This window comes from Cupriavidus sp. 10L43_2 (genome assembly GCF_056395265.1).
Window position 1 is genome coordinate 46,650 of record NZ_JBFTJE010000006.1, and the last position, 16,920, is coordinate 63,569.

At 64.3% G+C, this 16,920-nt stretch carries 13 protein-coding genes; 1 reads left to right on the top strand and 12 read right to left on the bottom strand.

All coding sequences use genetic code 11. The features are described 5' to 3' along the window. Positions 1 to 124: 124 nt before the first annotated feature. The 9 genes from zapE to ugpB form a co-directional block, all read right to left on the bottom strand. The gene (zapE, locus tag AC1DEL_RS10725; protein WP_441593555.1) at positions 125 to 1,222 is read right to left on the bottom strand and encodes a cell division protein ZapE; all 1,098 of its coding nucleotides are present in this window, start codon (positions 1,220 to 1,222) and stop codon (positions 125 to 127) included. Between the two features lie 110 nt (positions 1,223 to 1,332). After that, positions 1,333 to 2,757 (bottom strand): dihydrolipoyl dehydrogenase, encoded by a 1,425-nt coding sequence (lpdA, locus tag AC1DEL_RS10730; RefSeq protein ID WP_441593554.1) that lies wholly within the window; start codon positions 2,755 to 2,757, stop codon positions 1,333 to 1,335. A 93-nt stretch (positions 2,758 to 2,850) separates the two neighbouring features. Continuing rightward, a complete protein-coding gene (odhB, locus tag AC1DEL_RS10735) occupies positions 2,851 to 4,107 on the bottom strand; it encodes a 2-oxoglutarate dehydrogenase complex dihydrolipoyllysine-residue succinyltransferase (RefSeq protein ID WP_092289624.1) in 1,257 nt (418 codons plus the stop codon). An 87-nt stretch (positions 4,108 to 4,194) separates the two neighbouring features. Continuing rightward, a complete protein-coding gene (locus tag AC1DEL_RS10740; RefSeq protein ID WP_092289626.1) occupies positions 4,195 to 7,047 on the bottom strand; it encodes a 2-oxoglutarate dehydrogenase E1 component in 2,853 nt (950 codons plus the stop codon). A 301-nt stretch (positions 7,048 to 7,348) separates the two neighbouring features. After that, a complete protein-coding gene (gene ugpQ, locus AC1DEL_RS10745; RefSeq protein ID WP_092289628.1) occupies positions 7,349 to 8,122 on the bottom strand; it encodes a glycerophosphodiester phosphodiesterase in 774 nt (257 codons plus the stop codon). After that, on the bottom strand, positions 8,119 to 9,240 hold the full coding sequence (locus AC1DEL_RS10750; RefSeq protein WP_092289630.1) for a sn-glycerol-3-phosphate import ATP-binding protein UgpC: 1,122 nt from the start codon (positions 9,238 to 9,240) through the stop codon (positions 8,119 to 8,121). Before AC1DEL_RS10750 ends, ugpQ begins: the two co-directional genes overlap by 4 nt. A 27-nt stretch (positions 9,241 to 9,267) precedes the next feature. Next, positions 9,268 to 10,116, bottom strand: a complete 849-nt coding sequence (gene ugpE / locus AC1DEL_RS10755; protein ID WP_092289632.1) for a sn-glycerol-3-phosphate ABC transporter permease UgpE — start codon at positions 10,114 to 10,116, stop codon at positions 9,268 to 9,270. A gap of 18 nt (positions 10,117 to 10,134) precedes the next feature. Next, a complete protein-coding gene (gene ugpA / locus AC1DEL_RS10760) occupies positions 10,135 to 11,016 on the bottom strand; it encodes a sn-glycerol-3-phosphate ABC transporter permease UgpA (RefSeq protein ID WP_092289634.1) in 882 nt (293 codons plus the stop codon). Between the two features lie 116 nt (positions 11,017 to 11,132). After that, positions 11,133 to 12,443, bottom strand: a complete 1,311-nt coding sequence (gene ugpB / locus AC1DEL_RS10765; RefSeq protein ID WP_092289636.1) for a sn-glycerol-3-phosphate ABC transporter substrate-binding protein UgpB — start codon at positions 12,441 to 12,443, stop codon at positions 11,133 to 11,135. A 237-nt stretch (positions 12,444 to 12,680) separates the two neighbouring features. On the opposite strand from ugpB, the gene AC1DEL_RS10770 reads away from it, so the two are divergent. Continuing rightward, positions 12,681 to 13,478 carry an HAD-IIB family hydrolase gene (locus AC1DEL_RS10770; protein WP_092290821.1) on the top strand — a complete coding sequence of 266 codons (798 nt, stop codon included), beginning with the start codon at positions 12,681 to 12,683 and terminating at the stop codon, positions 13,476 to 13,478. Between the two features lie 63 nt (positions 13,479 to 13,541). On the opposite strand, the gene ntrC is transcribed toward AC1DEL_RS10770, so the two are convergent. The 3 genes from ntrC to AC1DEL_RS10785 all read right to left on the bottom strand — a co-directional run bounded on the left by ntrC (position 13,542) and on the right by AC1DEL_RS10785 (position 16,905). Next, entirely contained in the window at positions 13,542 to 15,116 is a 1,575-nt protein-coding gene (gene ntrC, locus AC1DEL_RS10775; protein ID WP_477125784.1) for a nitrogen regulation protein NR(I), read from the bottom strand. Positions 15,117 to 15,227: 111 nt separating this feature from the next. Then, the gene (glnL, locus tag AC1DEL_RS10780) at positions 15,228 to 16,367 is read right to left on the bottom strand and encodes a nitrogen regulation protein NR(II) (protein ID WP_092290823.1); all 1,140 of its coding nucleotides are present in this window, start codon (positions 16,365 to 16,367) and stop codon (positions 15,228 to 15,230) included. Positions 16,368 to 16,377: 10 nt separating this feature from the next. Then, positions 16,378 to 16,905, bottom strand: a complete 528-nt coding sequence (locus AC1DEL_RS10785) for a DUF4124 domain-containing protein (protein ID WP_092290825.1) — start codon at positions 16,903 to 16,905, stop codon at positions 16,378 to 16,380. Positions 16,906 to 16,920: the final 15 nt, after the last annotated feature.

Genomic DNA, 16,920 nt, shown 5'->3' on the forward strand with positions numbered 1-16,920 from the left:
AGGGACGGGGACGGCATGGCGCGCTTTTAATACCCACGGATAGTAGGTAGCACGCACACCATACGCCTTGATGCAGATCAAATAGGTCGGATTCGTACCAGTCCGACAACAGCTTCCAGCCCGCTCAGGTCAGCGAGGTATCCATGGTCCGTCGCTCGGACTCCAGGTACTCCCGTGACTGCATTTCGATGATCCGCGACACCGTGCGATGGAACTCGCCAGCCATCTGCCCTTCGGTATACAACTCGTCGGCAGGCACCTCGGCGGACATCAGCAGCTTGACCTTGTGGTCGTAGAACACGTCGATCAGCCAGGTGAAGCGGCGCGCCTCCGACGACATCCGCGGCGTCATCTTCGGCACATCCGACAGGATCACCGTATGGAACTGCGACGCCAGCTCCAGATAGTCGTTTTGCGAGCGCGGGCCGCCGCAGAGCGTGGCGAAGTCGAACCAGACCACACCGTTCGCCTTACGCAGCGCCTTGAGTTCACGGTGCTCGATATGGAGGATCGGCGATTCGTCGGCCGTGCCGGCGATACCCACGAAGGCATCGCGCAGCGCCGCGCTGGCCTCACGGTTCAGCGGCGTGTGGTACGCCTCGACCTGCTCCAGGGCGCGCTTGCGGTAGTCGATACCCGCGTCCACGTTGAGCACGTCGAGCTTCTCCTGGAGGAGGTCGATCGCGGGCAGCACGCGTTCGCGGTGCAGACCATCCGGGTACAGCAGGTCCGGGCGATAGTTCGACGTCATCACGAATTGCACGCCATTCGCGAACATCTGGTCCAGCAGGCGGTGCAGCATCATGGCGTCCGCCACGTCGCTGACGTGGAATTCGTCGAAGCAGATCAGCCGGTATTTGCGCGCGATGCGCTTGGCCAGTTCGTCGAGGGGGTCGGGCCGACCTCGCAATTCCTCCAACTGGCGATGCACTTCGCGCATGAACTCGTGGAAATGGAGCCGCGTCTTCCGCACCACGGGCACGCAAGAGTAGAAGCTGTCCATCAGGAACGACTTGCCGCGCCCCACTCCACCCCACAGGTAGACGCCCTTGGGCACATCGGGGTGCACCAGAAGCTTCTTCAGCGCGTTGTTGCGCCGGTTCTTGTAGGCCACCCATTCGTCGTAGCACTGCTGCAGCCGTGCCACGGCGCGCAGTTGCGCCTCGTCCGACTGGTAGCCGCGCTGTTGCAGTTCTTTCTCGTAAAACTCGGTGACGTTCATGCTGGGTTCACGCTGGGGGCGTCCGGCGCAAGATGCGCGGGCGCTGCAAGTGAAAACGGCGCGCCGCTGGTTGCGGCGCGCCGGTGCTCACGCAATGGCAGGCATCAGCCTTACATGTTGAGCTGGCGCTTGTCCACGGCCAGCGCGGCTTCGCGCATGACTTCGGACATCGACGGGTGCGGATGGCAGACGCGACCGATATCCTCGCTGGCGGCCTTGAACTCCATCGCCACGACGGCTTCGGCGATCAGGTCCGACGCGTTGGCGGCCACGATGTGCACGCCCAGGATCTCGTCGGTCTTGGCATCGGCCAGCATCTTGACGAAGCCGTCCGAGGCGCCCATGCCCAGCGCACGGCCGTTGGCCATGAACGGGAACTGGCCCGATTTGTACTGGCGGCCTTCGGCCTTCAGCTGCTGCTCGGTCTTGCCGACCCACGCGATTTCCGGGAAGGTGTAGATCACCCAAGGAACCGTGTTGAAGTCGATGTGCGGCTTCTGGCCGACGATGCGCTCGGCCACGGCCACGCCTTCGTCTTCCGCCTTATGGGCGAGCATCGGACCACGCACCACGTCGCCGATGGCCCACAGGCCCGGCACCTTGGTCTGGCAGTGGTCGTCCACCTCGATGAAGCCGCGCGCGTCCGCGCCCAGGCCCACCGCTTCCAGGTTCAGGTTGTCGGTGTTCGGCACGCGGCCGACGGACACGATCAGGCGGTCCACTTCCAGCGTCTGGGCCTTGCCGTCCTTGTCGTCATAGCTGACGGTGACGCTGTCCTTGCCGGTCTTGACCTGGTTGACCTTCACGCCGAGGCTGAACTGCAGGCCCTGCTTGGTCAGCAGCTTCTGCGCTTCCTTGGCCACGCCTTCATCGGCAGCGCCCAGGAACGCAGGCAGCGCTTCCAGCACGGTCACTTCGGCACCGAGGCGGCGCCACACCGAGCCCAGTTCCAGGCCGATCACGCCGGCGCCGATCACGCCCAGCTTCTTCGGCACGGTCGGGAACTTCAGCGCGCCCTCGTTATCGCTGACGAGGTTGTTGTCCACGGTGATGCCCGGCAGGTGACGGGCCTTCGAACCGGTAGCGATAATGACCTGCTTCGCGGTCACGACCTCACCGGCCACTTCCACCTGGAAGCCTTCGGCAGCCTTGCCGGCGAACTTGCCGTAGCCCTTGAGCAGCGTCACCTTGTTCTTGCGGAACAGGAACTCGATGCCCTTGGTCATCTTGCCGACGATGTCGTCCTTGCGCTTGAGCATCTTGGGCACGTCCACCTTGACGTCACCCACGGTGATGCCGTGGTCGGCTAGGTGGTGCGAGGCGTTCTCGAACTCTTCCGAGGAAGCCAGCAATGCCTTGGAGGGGATGCAGCCCACGTTCAGGCAGGTGCCGCCCAGGCGCGGCTCGCCCTTGGGGTCGTCATAGGCGTTGCCTTCGCAGCAGGCCACGTTCAGGCCCAGCTGGGCTGCGCGGATGGCGGCGATATAGCCGCCGGGGCCGGCGCCGATCACCAGCACGTCGAATTGTTTGCTCATGGAGTTTCCTTCTGGACGGCCTGCTCCCACGCGCCCGATTCAACGGGCGGCGGGGAGCGGGTGTCCTTCAATTCAGAGGGAGGAGACGGACGCTTACAGGTCCAGCAGCAGGCGGGCCGGATCTTCCAGCGCTTCCTTCATCGCCACCAGGCCCAGCACAGCCTCGCGACCATCGATGATCCGGTGGTCGTAGGACATGGCCAGGTAGTTCATCGGGCGAATCACGATCTGGCCGTCTTCCACCACGGCACGATCCTTGGTGGCGTGCACGCCCAGGATGGCCGATTGCGGCGGGTTGATAATCGGCGTCGACAGCATCGAACCGAACGTACCGCCGTTCGAGATCGAGAACGTGCCGCCCGTCAGTTCTTCCAGCGACAGCTTGCCGTCACGGGCCTTGGCGCCGAACTCGGCGATCTTCTTCTCGATGTCGGCCAGGCTCATCTGGTCGGCGTTGCGCAGGATCGGCACCACCAGGCCACGCGGCGAACCCACCGCGATACCGATGTCGAAGTAGCCGTGGTAGACGATATCGTTGCCATCCACCGAGGCGTTGATGATCGGGTACTTCTTCAGGGCGTGCACGGCAGCCTTGACGAAGAACGACATGAAGCCCAGCTTCACGCCGTGCTCCTTCTCGAAGCGGTCCTTGTACTTGTTGCGCAGGTCCATCACCGGCTTCATGTTCACTTCGTTGAACGTAGTGAGGATGGCGTTGGTGGACTGCGACTGCACCAGGCGCTCGGCGATACGGGCGCGCAGGCGGCTCATCGGCACGCGCTCTTCCGGGCGGTCGCCCAGCGCGGCGAAGTCCACCTGGGCGGACACTTGCTGCAGGGCCGGCTTGGCCGGAGCCGGTGCCGGGGCGGCCTTGGCGGCCGGTGCGGGCGCCGAGCCGGCGGCCAGCACGTCACCCTTGGTGATGCGGCCATCCTTGCCGGTGCCGGCAACCTGACCGGCGGACAGGCCGCCTTCGGCCATCAGCTTGGCAGCCGACGGCATGGCGATGCCGCTGGCGCCAGTGGCGGCAGCGGGAGCCGGGGCGGCGGCGGCAGGTGCAGCGGCCGGAGCCGGGGCGGCAGCAGCCGGAGCGGCGGCGCCAGCGGTGGCTTCGGTATCAATCTTGGCGATCAGTTCATCGGCCACGACGGTATCGCCGTCGTTCTTGATGATCTGCGACAGCACGCCGGCGGCGGGCGCCGGCACTTCCAGCACGACCTTGTCGGTCTCGATCTCGATCAGGATCTCGTCCTGGGCAACAGCTTCGCCCGGCTTCTTCTTCCAGTTCAGCATGGTCGCTTCGGCGACCGATTCAGACAGTTGCGGAACCTTGACGTCAACAATAGCCATGGTGAGAAATTTTCCTCGATGTATGCGTGTATGTTCAAACAGGCCGAAGCCCGGCGCGCACCACTGCGCGCCGGGCCGGCCGTCTTATTACTTGGTCAGCACAAAGCCCTTGAGCTTGGAGAACGCAGCGTCCAGCAGCGCCTTCTGTTGCTCGTTGTGCTTTGCGTAGTAGCCCACCGCCGGCGAAGCCGAGGCAGGACGACCGGCATAACCGAGCTTCTGGCCTTCCGTCATGTTTTCCATGATGTAGTGCTGCACGAAGAACCAGGCACCCTGGTTCTGCGGCTCGTCCTGGCACCACAGGATTTCGGTCACGCCCGGGTACTTCTTGAGCTCGGCGGCCACAGCCTTGTGCGGGAACGGGTACAGCTGTTCCAGGCGGATGATCGCCGTGTCGGTGGCACCACGCTCCTTGCGGGTGTTGACCAGGTCGTAGTAGACCTTGCCCGAGCACATGATCACGCGCTTGACCTTGCTGGCGTTCAGTTCTTCGTGATCGGGGATGACCGTCTCGAAGTGACCCTTGGCCAGGTCGGACAGCGGCGACACCGCATCCTTGTTACGCAGCAGCGACTTCGGCGTCATGATCACCAGCGGCTTGCGGAACAGCCGGATCATCTGGCGACGCAGCAGGTGGAAGATCTGTGCCGGCGTGGTCGGCTGCACAACCTGAATGTTGTGGTCTGCGCAGAGCTGCAGGAAACGCTCGATACGGGCCGAGCTGTGTTCCGGACCCTGGCCCTCATAGCCGTGCGGCAGCATCATCGTCAGGCCCGAGGCGCGGCCCCACTTCACTTCACCCGACGAGATGAACTGGTCGATCACCACTTGGGCGCCATTCACGAAGTCGCCGAACTGGGCTTCCCAGATCACCAGCGCATTCGGTTCCGCAGTCGAGTAGCCGTATTCGAAGCCGAGCACGGCTTCTTCGGACAGCACCGAGTCGATCACGGTGAACGGGGCCTGATTCTCGGACACGTTCTGCAGCGGCACGTAGCTGCCGGCATCCCAGCGCTCGCGACCCTGGTCGTGCAGTACCGAGTGACGGTGCGTGAAGGTGCCACGGCCAGCATCCTGGCCGGTGATACGCACCGGGTAGCCCGAGGCCACCAGCGACGCGAACGCCAGGTGCTCGCCCATGCCCCAGTCCAGAGGCTGGTCGCCACGGCCCATGTTGGCGCGGTCCTTGATGACCTTTTCCACCAGCGGGTGCAGCTTCAGGTGCTCGGGGATGGTCGTGATCCGCTCGGCCAGGCGCTTCAGCTCGGTCACCGGCACGGCGGTGTCGGCTGCGTCGGTCCACTTGCGGTTCAGGAACGGCATCCAGTCCACGGCGAACTTGTTCTTGAAGTTCGACAGGACCGGGTCCACCGTGTGCTTGCCCGCGTCCATCGCGGCACGGTATTCCTTGACCAGCTGGTCGCCAAAGTCGGCGGGCACCAGGTTCTGCGCGGCCAGCTTGTCGGCGTACAGCTTGCGCGTGCCCGGGTGTTGCGAGATCTTCTTGTACATCAGCGGCTGCGTTACAGCCGGCGTGTCCTGCTCGTTGTGGCCCAGCTTCCGGAAGCAGATGATGTCAACCACGACATCCTTCTTGAATTCCATGCGGAAGTCGGTGGCCAGTTGCATGGCGTACACCACGGCTTCGGGATCGTCGCCGTTCACGTGCAGCACCGGAGCCTCGATCATCTTGACCACGTCCGTGCAGTACAGCGTGGAACGCGCGTCGCGCGGGTCAGACGTCGTGAAGCCGATCTGGTTGTTGATGACGATGTGCATGGTGCCGCCCGTGCCGTAGCCGCGGGTCTGCGCCAGGTTCAGCGTCTCCATGACCACGCCCTGGCCAGCGAAGGCGGCGTCGCCGTGCACCTGCACCGGCAGCACTTCCTTGTGGCCGGCTTCGCCACGGCGTTCCTGGCGGGCCTTCGACGAACCCTCGACCACCGGGTTGACGATTTCCAGGTGCGACGGGTTGAACGCGAGCGACAGGTGAACCGGGCCGCCTTCGGTCGAGACATCGCTCGAGAAGCCCTTGTGGTACTTGACGTCGCCGGCGGGCAGGTCATCGACGTGCTTGCCTTCGAATTCGGCGAACAGGTCGGCCGGCATCTTGCCCAGCGTATTGACCAGCACGTTCAGACGGCCACGGTGGGCCATGCCGATCACGATTTCCTGCACACCCTTCGAACCGGAGTGCTGGATCAGCTCGTCCATCGCGGCGATAAAGCTCTCGCCGCCTTCGAGCGAGAAGCGCTTCTGGCCGACGTACTTCGTGTGGAGGAAGCGCTCAAGGCCCTCGGACGCGGTCAGGCGGTCCAGGATGTGCTTCTTCTTTTCCAGCGTGAACACGGGCTTGGAACGCGTGGTTTCCAGGCGCTCCTGCCACCAGCGCTTCTGCGCCTGGTCGCTCACGTACATGAACTCGGCGCCGATGGTGCCGCAGTAGGTCTCACGGAGGTTGTTGAGCAACTCGCGCAGGCTCATCGATTCCTTGCCGAAATACGTGTTGCTGGCATTGAAGACGATGTCGAGGTCGGCCTCGGAGAAACCGTAGAACGCCGGATCCAGATCAGGCAGGGGCGGACGCTCCTGGCGCTTCAGCGGATCGAGGTCGGCCCAGTGGGTACCGATGTTGCGGTAGGCAGCGATCAGCTGGGTCGCAGCAACGCGCTTGCGGCCCATGTCGGAATCGGCCGAGGCAACGATGGTCTTGATGGGGCCCTGCTTGGCGCGCTCGGCGAACGAGGCAACGATCGGTGCGTGGGGGATATCGCGGGAGTTGGACCCATCCACAGCCGGGACATTCTGCATCGCGTCGAAATACGCGCGCCAGTTGTCGGGAACCGAGCTGGGATTCTGGAGATAGGCCTCGTACAGCTCTTCCACATAGGGGGCGTTGCCGCCGAAGAGGTACGAATTGCTCTGATACTGCTGCATCATGGGGCGCTCACTATTCTCCGGGAATGCCGGAGTTAAGCGGGTTCATCAACCTTCCGCGACACGGCTTGACCGGTTAGCGGATTGCAAACAACTCTTGGGAGCCAGACAGCGCTACCTTGAACGAACGGCACCGCGAAGGTGCCGTCTGTCTGGGGTCTCACCGACAGCCCGAAAGGGCAAGTTGTGCGGGGAAGGACCTTAGTCTTCACTCGCAAAAGCATAGCACGTTTGCCCAACGACAGTGGGGACTTTTCGTGATGCAAAATCATGACCGTTGCCGCCACACATCGGTGCTACGCCATCAGGCGGCCGGCTCGATCCGATCGACCGCGTCCGTGATCAGTCCGTCCAGCCCCCAAGACAATAGCTCGGCGGCCCGGGACGCGTCGTTCACCGTGTAGCACAACACTTGAAAACCGTCCGCATGGGCGCGGGCGATGACGGCCGCGTCCAGCTCGCGATGGTTGGCGTCCAAGGCTACGCAGCCCAGCCGGCGCAGGCGTTCGGGCCAGTCGGCGGGCAGCTTGTCGAGCAGTAGCGCGCGCGGCAGGCCGGGCGCCACCTGGCGGGCGGCGTCGAGCGCCTCCTCGGAAAACGACGAAAGCAGCGGCGGCACGTCGGCGCCCTGCCAGAGCGAAAGCGCATCAATCGCCACTGCTGCGCCGGTCCGCCATTCCGTGCCAGGCACCGGCTTGATCTCGATATTGACGTGGAAGCCATTGGCGCGCGTGTAGCGGGCGATCGTCGCCAGGGTCGGCACCGGTTCGCCGGCATAGGCCGGGCTATGCCAGCTTCCGGCGTCCAGCGCGGCCAGTTCGCCCAGCGTCATAGCGTCGACGCGGCCCTTGCCGGACGTGGTGCGGTCCAGCGTGGCATCGTGCATCAGCACCGGCTTGCCGTCGGCCGACAACTTCACGTCGAACTCGAACATCCGGTAGCCGAACGACGCCCCGTGCCGGAACGCGGCCAGCGTGTTCTCGGGTGCGAGCTTGCCGGCACCCCGGTGCGCGATATGGCGCGGATACGGCCAGTTGGCTGCATCGACCACAGGAAACGTGACGATTGACGCACTCATGCCAGTGCCTCGATACGCTTGCCCGACGTCGCGTCGAAGAAGTGCAGATGATCAGCCGAAGCCGTGATCGGCAGACGGTCACCGGCACGCACTGGCATGTGGCTGTCCAGCCGGACCACGATCAACTGGCCGCCCAGCGAACCATAGGCGAATGAATCGGCGCCGAGCGCCTCGACCACGCGCACATCGACATGCGCGATGGCGTCGTGGGCCGCGCACGGCTCGATATGCTCGGGGCGCAGCCCCATCAACGCCTGCTCGGGCAGGTGCAGGCCCATCGGCAGATGGCCGAGCGTGGCCGGCGCACCCTGCCCTTCGCCGGCACCATTCGCCTTCGGCACCACGCGCATCTGCGCCTCGCCCTGGGCGGCGTTGGTACGCACCACGGGCACGAGGTTCATCGGCGGCGAGCCGATAAAGCCGGCCACGAAGGTGCTGGCCGGACGCGAGTAGACCTCGAGCGGCGTACCGATCTGCTCCACCCGGCCTCCGTTCAGCACCATCATGCGGTCGGCCAGCGTCATGGCCTCGACCTGATCGTGGGTGACGTACAGGCTGGTGGTGCCCAGGCGGCGATGCAGGTCCTTCAGCTCGAGCCGCATCTGCACGCGCAGCTTGGCATCGAGGTTGGACAGCGGCTCGTCGAACAGGAACACGGCCGGCTCGCGCACGATGGCGCGCCCCATCGCCACGCGCTGGCGCTGACCGCCCGAGAGCGCGCGCGGCTTGCGTTCGAGCAGCGCGCCCAGCTCCAGGATGCCCGCCGCGTGCTTCACGCGCTGGTCGATCTCGGCCTTGGACATGCCGCGAATCCGCAGGCCGTAGGCCATGTTGTCGTACACGGTCATGTGCGGGTAGAGCGCGTAGTTCTGGAACACCATCGCGATGTCGCGCTCGGCCGGCTCGAAGTCGTTGACTACCTTGTCGCCAATATGGATCTCACCGCCGGTAACGGTTTCCAGCCCGGCGACCATGCGCAGCAGCGTGGACTTGCCGCAGCCCGAGGGGCCGACGATGACGATGAACTCGCCGTCGGCGATTTCCATGTCGATGCCGTGCACGACCTGCGTGCCGCCGGCGTAGGTTTTCTGAACGTTGCGAAGTGACAGTTTTGCCATGGCTTTCTCGTAATCCGCTTGTTTCGCTTACTTTTCTGTTTCGACCAGGCCCTTGACGAACCACCTCTGCATCAGCACCACCACCACGGCAGGCGGGATCATCGCCAGCATCACCGTGGCCATCACGAGATTCCAGTCCGTCGCGGCATCGCCCGAGCGCGAAATCATCTGCGTCACGCCAACCACGACCGGCGTCATCGATTTTTGCGTAGTAATCAGCAGCGGCCACAGGTACTGATTCCAGCCATAGATGAACTGGATTACGAACAGCGCCGCGATGCTGGTGCGCGAGAGCGGCAGCACCACGTCCCAGAAGAAGCGCAGCGGACCGGCGCCATCGATGCGCGCGGCCTCGGCCAGTTCATCGGGAATGGTCAGGAAGAACTGGCGGAACAGGAACGTGGCCGTGGCCGATGCGATGATCGGAATGGTCAGGCCGAAGTAGCTGTCCAGCAGGCCGAGGTCCGACACCACCTTGTAGGTCGGCAGGATCCGCACTTCCACAGGCAGCATCAGCGTGATGAAGATGAGCCAGAAGAAGGTCTTGCGCAGCGGAAATCGGAAATAAACGATGGCGAAGGCCGAGATGATCGAGATCGCGATCTTCCCGAGCGCGATGCCCAGCGCCATGATCAGGCTGTTCTTCATCATGGTGGCGACCGGCGAGGCGGCCTCCCCCACGCCCTTGAACAGCACGGTGCGAAAGTTCTCAACCATGTGGCTGCCGGGGATCAGCGTCATGGGCGAATCGAGCACCTGTTCGGCCGTCAGCGTGGACGCCACGAAGGTCAGGTACACCGGAAACGCCACGACGATGATGCCGAGGATCAGCACCACGTGGGTGATGACATCAAGAATTGGACGACGTTCTACCATTTTTGGGCGCCTTTCGTGTCAGTACTGGACCTTGCGTTCCACGAACCGGAACTGCACCACGGTCAGCGCAATCACGATCACCATCAGCACCACGGACTGCGCGGCCGAGCCGCCGATGTCCATGCCGCGGAAGCCGTCGTGGAACACCTTGTACACAAGCGTGTTCGTCGAATTGAATGGGCCGCCATGCGTCACGGCATCGATGATGGCGAAGGTATCGAAGAATGCGTAGACCACGTTGATGACCAGCAGGAAGAACGTGGTCGGCGAAAGTAGCGGAAATATGATGGACCAGAAGCGCCGCCACGGTCCGGCGCCATCGATGGCGGCCGCCTCGATCAGCGAGCGTGGAATGCTCTGCAACCCGGCCAGGAAGAACAGGAAGTTGTAGCTGATCTGCTTCCACGCGGCGGCCAGCACCACCAGCGTCAGCGCCTGATTGCCATTGAGCAGGAAGTTCCAGTCCACGCCGCCCTTGCGCAGCGCGTACGACACCACGCCCAGCGTCGGGTTGAACATGAACATCCAGAGCACGCCCGCCACGGCCGGGGCCACGGCATACGGCCAGATCAGCAGGGTCTTGTAGCCCGTGGCCACGCGCACCACGCGGTCGGCGAAGTAGGCAAGCAGCAGCGCCACCGACAGGCCGACCACCGTCACACCAATGGCGAAGATGGCCGTGACCTCGAACGACTCCACATACTGCGGGTCTGCCCACAGCGTCCTGAAGTTGTCGAGCCCTACGAATTCGAGATTGATGCCGAAGGCATCCTGCTGGAGCAGCGACTGCCACAGCGCCTGGCCGGCCGGCCAGAAAAAGAAGATCATCGTGATGGCGATCTGCGGCAACACCAGCAGATACGGCAGCCACGGCGACCGGAAAACGACGCGTTTTTCCATCGTCAAACCTTTTCATAACGCAAGCGGGCGACGGTTTCGCCGCCGCCCACTTGCCGCACGTCTGGCGCCCTCAGCCCGGACCGGTCATACCGGCCAGGCCGCGCGACGCCCCTGACTTACTCTTTCGCAGTCTTCTGGAAGCGCTCCAGCAGGTCGTTGCCGCGCGCCACCGCCGTGTCCAGCGCAGCCTTCGGCTCCTTCTTGCCGGCCCAGACGGCTTCCAGTTCCTCGTCCACCACGGTACGGATCTGCACCAGGTTGCCCAGGCGCACACCGCGCGACTTGTCCGTGGTCTTCACGACCATTTGCTGCACGGACACATCGGCGCCCGGGTTCTTGTCGTAGTAACCCGATTTCCTGGTCAGATCGTAGGCGGCCATCGTCACCGGCAGGTAGCCGGTGGCCTGGTGCCAGTCCGACTGGATCTCAGGCTGCGACAGGAACGTGAAGAACTTGGCTACGCCCTTGTATTCCTCGGCCTTCTTGCCACCCATCACCCACAGCGACGCGCCGCCGATGATCGTGTTCTGCGGGGCGCCCTGCACGTCCGGGTAGTACGGCAACTGCGACACGCCGAACTGGAACTTGGCGTTCTTGCGAATGTTGGCCAGCGATGCCGACGAGCCCGTGAACATCGCACACTCGCCGTTGAAGAACTTGGCCTGCGACTCTGCCTTGCGGCCGCCGTAGCTGAAGTAGCCCTTCTTCACCATCTCCTGGAGATTGGTGATGTGCTTCACGTGCAGCGGGCTGTTGAAGACCAGGCGGGCGTCGGTGCCGCCGAAGCCGTTGTTCTTGGTCGCGAACAGCGTGTTATGCCAGGCCGAGAAGCTTTCCAGGTGCACCCAGCCCTGCCAGTCGGTGGTATAGGCGCAGTTCGTGCCCGATGCCTTCAGCTTGGCCGAATATTGCATCACTTCGGGCCAGGTCTTGGGCGGCTCGGAGAGGCCCGCCTTCTTGAAGGCGTCCTTGTTGTAATAGAAGACGGTGGTCGAGCTGTTAAACGGGAACGACAGCATCTCGCCCTTCGACGAGGTGTAGTAACCGGCCACGGCGGGGATGTAGGCCTTCTGGTCGAACTTCTCGCCCGCATCCTTCATCACCGTGGAGACCGGCTTGATCGCGCCTTTGGCACTCATCATCGTGGCCGTGCCCACTTCGAACACCTGCAGGATCGCCGGAGCGCCGCCCGCGCGGAAGGCGGCAATGCCGGCCGCCATGGTTTCGTCGTAGTTGCCCTTGTTAACAGGCACGATCTTGTAGTCGGTCTGGCTCGCGTTGAACTTGTTGGCGATCTCGTTGACCTTGTCGTTCAGCGCGCCCTGCATGGCGTGCCACCACTGGATCTCGACCGCGGCGTGGGCGGTGCCGGCCATGGCCAGGGCGGCGACGGCAGCGAATTTTAGGGCGGTGCGTGGAAAGGACATGGACTTCTCTCCTGAGGCTGTTATCAGTCGGGCAAATCGGGCAAGAAACAAGAAAAAGCGCCCGACTGTATGCATTTTTTGTGACAGCGGGATGTTACGCCCGTCGCACCTCGCCGCAAACCGGGCAAACCCGCCTTGCGGTGAGAATATTGCTGCATTTTGACGACACATTGATGTCACACAACCGGGCGCGCCGCACCGGCGGACGTTTGCGTACAATCCTCGCCCATGAGCACGATGAAACCCTTCGCCACCTTGCCGGACGCCGCCCTCCGGCGCGTGCGCGGCATCCTGACCGACATCGACGGCACCCTGACGACCGATGGCCGGCTGCCTGCCCCCACCTATCTCGCACTGGACCGGCTGGCCCGGGCTGGGCTGCATGTCGTACCCGTCACAGGACGCTGCATCGCCTGGGCGGAGATCCTCGTCAGACTCTGGCCGGTAGATGCCATCATCGGCGAAAATGGCGCCTTCTTCTCACATTTGCGCGACAACAAGCTGATCACACGCTTCCTCGACGATGCGCCGACGCGCGCCGGGAATCTTGAGAAGATCCACGCGCTGGGCGAGCGGATCGTGCGCGAGGTGCCTGGCTGCGCGCTGGCATCGGACCAGGCATGGCATGCGGCCGACCTTGCCATCGACCATGCCGAGGACGTGGCACCCCTGCCCCAGCCGGCGGTGGACCGCATTGCCGCGATGATGCGCGAGGCCGGCATGACGGCGACGGTCAGCTCGATCCACGTTAACGGCTGGTTCGGCGACCATGACAAGCTGTCGATGAGCCGGCTTTGCGTGCAGGAGTTGCTGGGGGATGACATCGACGCCGCGCGCGACGAATGGCTGTTCATCGGCGACTCGGCCAATGACGCGGCGATGTTCGGCCACTTCCCGTTGTCGGTGGGCGTGGCGAACGTGCGGGAGATTCTGGATCAGTTGCCGGTGGCGCCCGCCTACGTCACGGAGGCGGCCGGCGGTGAAGGCTTCGCCGAGATGGCGGAGCGACTGCTGGCGGTACGTAGCAACGGCTGAGACGATTCTTGTTCTCTGCTCCCCCGCAGCGGGAGAGCAGAGAATCGTCTCAACCCCTGGACATCAATCGAATCCCAGCTCCTGCAGCTTGCGGGTAATCGTATTGCGTCCAATCCCAAGCCGGGTGGCGGCTTCCACGCGGCGCCCGCGCGTGACGCCCAGCGCGGCTTCGAGCACAGCTTTTTCGAAGCGCCGCGTCAGCACATCCATCACCTCGGGCAGGCCCGCTTCCAGCATCGACTTGGCCTCGCCGGCCAGCAGCGACTCCCAGCTTGCCGACACCGCATTGCCCGCGAAGGCCGGTGCGGACGCCATGCCTGGCGCCGTGGCGGTCATCGGTGGGCGCGTGGCGACCATCGTGTCACCCTCGCCTGCCGCGGTGTTCATGCCGTAGTCGGATGTCTCGACCGCATCGTAGTCGCCACCTGCCATGCGCGACTCGCCGCCCGGCGCGCGCATCGGCGAACCGGTGCTTTCCGCCTGGGGCGTGCCGATCATCTCGCGTGGCATATCCTTGACCTCGATGGTCTGCGCCGGCGCCATCACGGTCAGCCAGTTACACAGATTCTCAAGCTGTCTCACGTTGCCCGGGAACGGCAGCGTGCTGACGTAGGCCAGCGCCTCGTCGGACATGCGCTTGGGTTCCACGCCAAGCTCCTTGGCGCTCTTCTGCAGGAAGTGGCGCGCCAGCAGCGTGATGTCCTCGGGCCGCTCGCGCAGCGGCGGCAGCCGCAGACGAATCACGTTCAGGCGGTGGAACAAGTCCTCGCGGAACAGCCCCTCTTTCACGCGCGTCTCGAGGTTCTGGTGCGTGGCCGCAATCACGCGCACATTGGCGCGCAACGGGTTGTGGCCACCCACGCGATAGAAGTTGCCGTCCGACAGCACGCGCAACAGCCGCGTTTGCAGATCGAATGGCATATCGCCGATTTCATCGAGGAACAGCGTGCCGCCCTCGGCCTGCTCGAAGCGGCCACGCCGCATCGTCTGCGCGCCCGTAAACGCGCCGCGCTCATGGCCGAACAGCTCGGATTCGAGCAGATCCTTCGGAATCGCCGCCGTGTTGAGCGCGATAAATGGCCCGTTGGCGCGCGGGCTGTGCTTGTGCAGCGCCCGTGCGACGAGTTCCTTGCCGGTGCCGGACTCGCCGGTAATCATCACCGTCACGTTCGACTGCGACAGGCGGCCGATGGCGCGGAACACGTCCTGCATCGCCGGTGCCTGACCCAGGATCTCAGGCGCGTCGACTAGCCGATCGTCCATTTCCTCCTCGCGCAGGCTCTCTTCGAGCGCGCGACGGATCAGTTCGACGGCCTTGTCGACATCGAACGGCTTGGCCAGGTATTCGAACGCGCCACCCTGGAACGCCGCCACGGCGCTGTCCAGGTCGGAATACGCGGTCATGACGATGACCGGCAGGCCCGGGTGCCGCGCCTTGATGGCCTGCAGCAGGTCCAGGCCCGAGCCGCCAGGCATGCGGATATCGGAAATCAGGACCTGCGGCTCGTCATCCTCCAGCGCCGCGAGCACGTCGCGAACATTGGTAAAACTGCGAGAGAGCAGGCTTTCACGGGCAAGGGCCTTCTCGAGGACCCAGCGGATTGATTGATCGTCGTCGACTATCCAGATCGGCTTCATGTGCGTCGCTTGTCTGCTCGGTGTCATGTGGTCTCCCGTTGTCCCGCCATCGTCCCACTCAGGCAGGTCCCGCGCCGCTCGCACATCCGGGCCGGTCAGAGGCGCGGGAGGTCAGTGCAGCGGCAGCAGGATACGGAAGTCGGTACAGCCCGGCCGGCTCTCGCATTCGATCAAGCCCTCGTGCTGCTGCACGAAGGTTTGAGCGAGTGTGAGACCGAGTCCGCTGCCGCCGTCCCTGCCCGATACCAATGGATAGAAGATGCGTTCGCGGATGTCCTCGGGGATGCCCGGGCCGTTATCGATGACATGCAAGTCCAATGCCAGCTTGAACAAGCGCTTGGCAATCGTCACCTGCCGTGCCACCCGAGTCCGCAATACGATCTGCGCATCGCCGCGCGCGATGCGCTCGTGCAGCGCCTGGGCAGCGTTGTGCACGATGTTCAGCACGGCCTGGATCAGTTGCTCCATGTCGCCGCGCAGGTCGGGCAGGCTCGCGTCGTAGTCGCGCACAATCTCCAGCCCGTTCGGGAATTCGGCCAGCACCACCGAGCGCACGCGCTCCAGCACCTCGTGGATATTGAGGTCCGAGACGATGTGCGGGTGCCGGTGCGGCTCCAGCAGCCGGTCCACCAGCGTCTGCAGGCGGTCCGACTCCTTGATGATGACCTGGGTGTACTCGCGCAAGGACCGTTCGGGCAGCTCGAACTCAAGCAACTGGGCCGCGCCACGGATGCCCCCGAGCGGATTCTTGATCTCGTGGGCCAGGTTGCGGATCAGTTCCTTGTTGGCCGACGTCAGGTCGAGGATGCGCTCCTCGCGGTCGCTGCGTACCTTCTGCTCGTTCAGAAGGATCTCAACCAGGACCGTATTGGCATGGCCTTCGATCGCCCCGATCACGACATGGGCATGCATCGGCTCCTGCAGCGGCGGGCGCAGCACGAGATCCTGGCGCCGCACATCGATCTGCCGCGCGATCACCGTCTCGATCATGCTGTCCAGCTCGTCGATCTGGCCGAACAAGTCCGGCAGCGTCAGTTCCACCATCGCCCGGCGGGACAGCGCGAAGCTGGCCTCGGCGGCCGGATTCGCGTAGACCACCTGCAGCCCGGGCTGGCGCACCAGCAGCACCGGGTTGGCCACCACGTCCAGGCCGGGGTGGAACGCCGCGTCGCCCAACGGCAGGACCTCGGCTTCCGCCTTGCGGTCTGCTCCGGTGACTTTGCGCGACACTCCGCGAATCAGGCGACCCATGGCCATTTCACTATTCCTTAAGGTTCGATAGCTCACGGCGCAAGGAGGCGGCGTTAGCTTCGCTACGTGCGACGTCGTCGCGCAGGCGTGCCGTGCGATCGAGATATTTCTGATAGTTGCGCTCGTTGCCCTGGCGCTCGGGCTCGCCATTGTTGTACTCGGCGCGCAGCCCGGCCAGCTTGGCTTCTTCGCTCTGGAGTTCCTGCTCCAGCACCGCGCGGCGCTCGCTGTCGCGGTTCTTCTGGGTGGCGCTGTCCACGCGCGGGAAAGCCGCCGGGGACGCCGAAGGCGCCGCCGCCTTGCCACCGCCCGAGCTGGCAGTGCGCGAACCCGGCACCGTGATCACGTCAGGCAGGTTCAGCTTCTTGCAGTCCTTGCTGCCGCCCGGATTGCCGTTGCGGTACTCGGGCACGCCGTTGGGGCCCTTGCACATATAGACATCCGACGACTGCGCCGGCGCGGGCCGGCTCCAGGCGCCGAGCCCCAGCGCCATGGCCATCACCAGAATGGGGAAACCCACCCGGATCTGGTGCGTCATCCGGTATGAACCCTG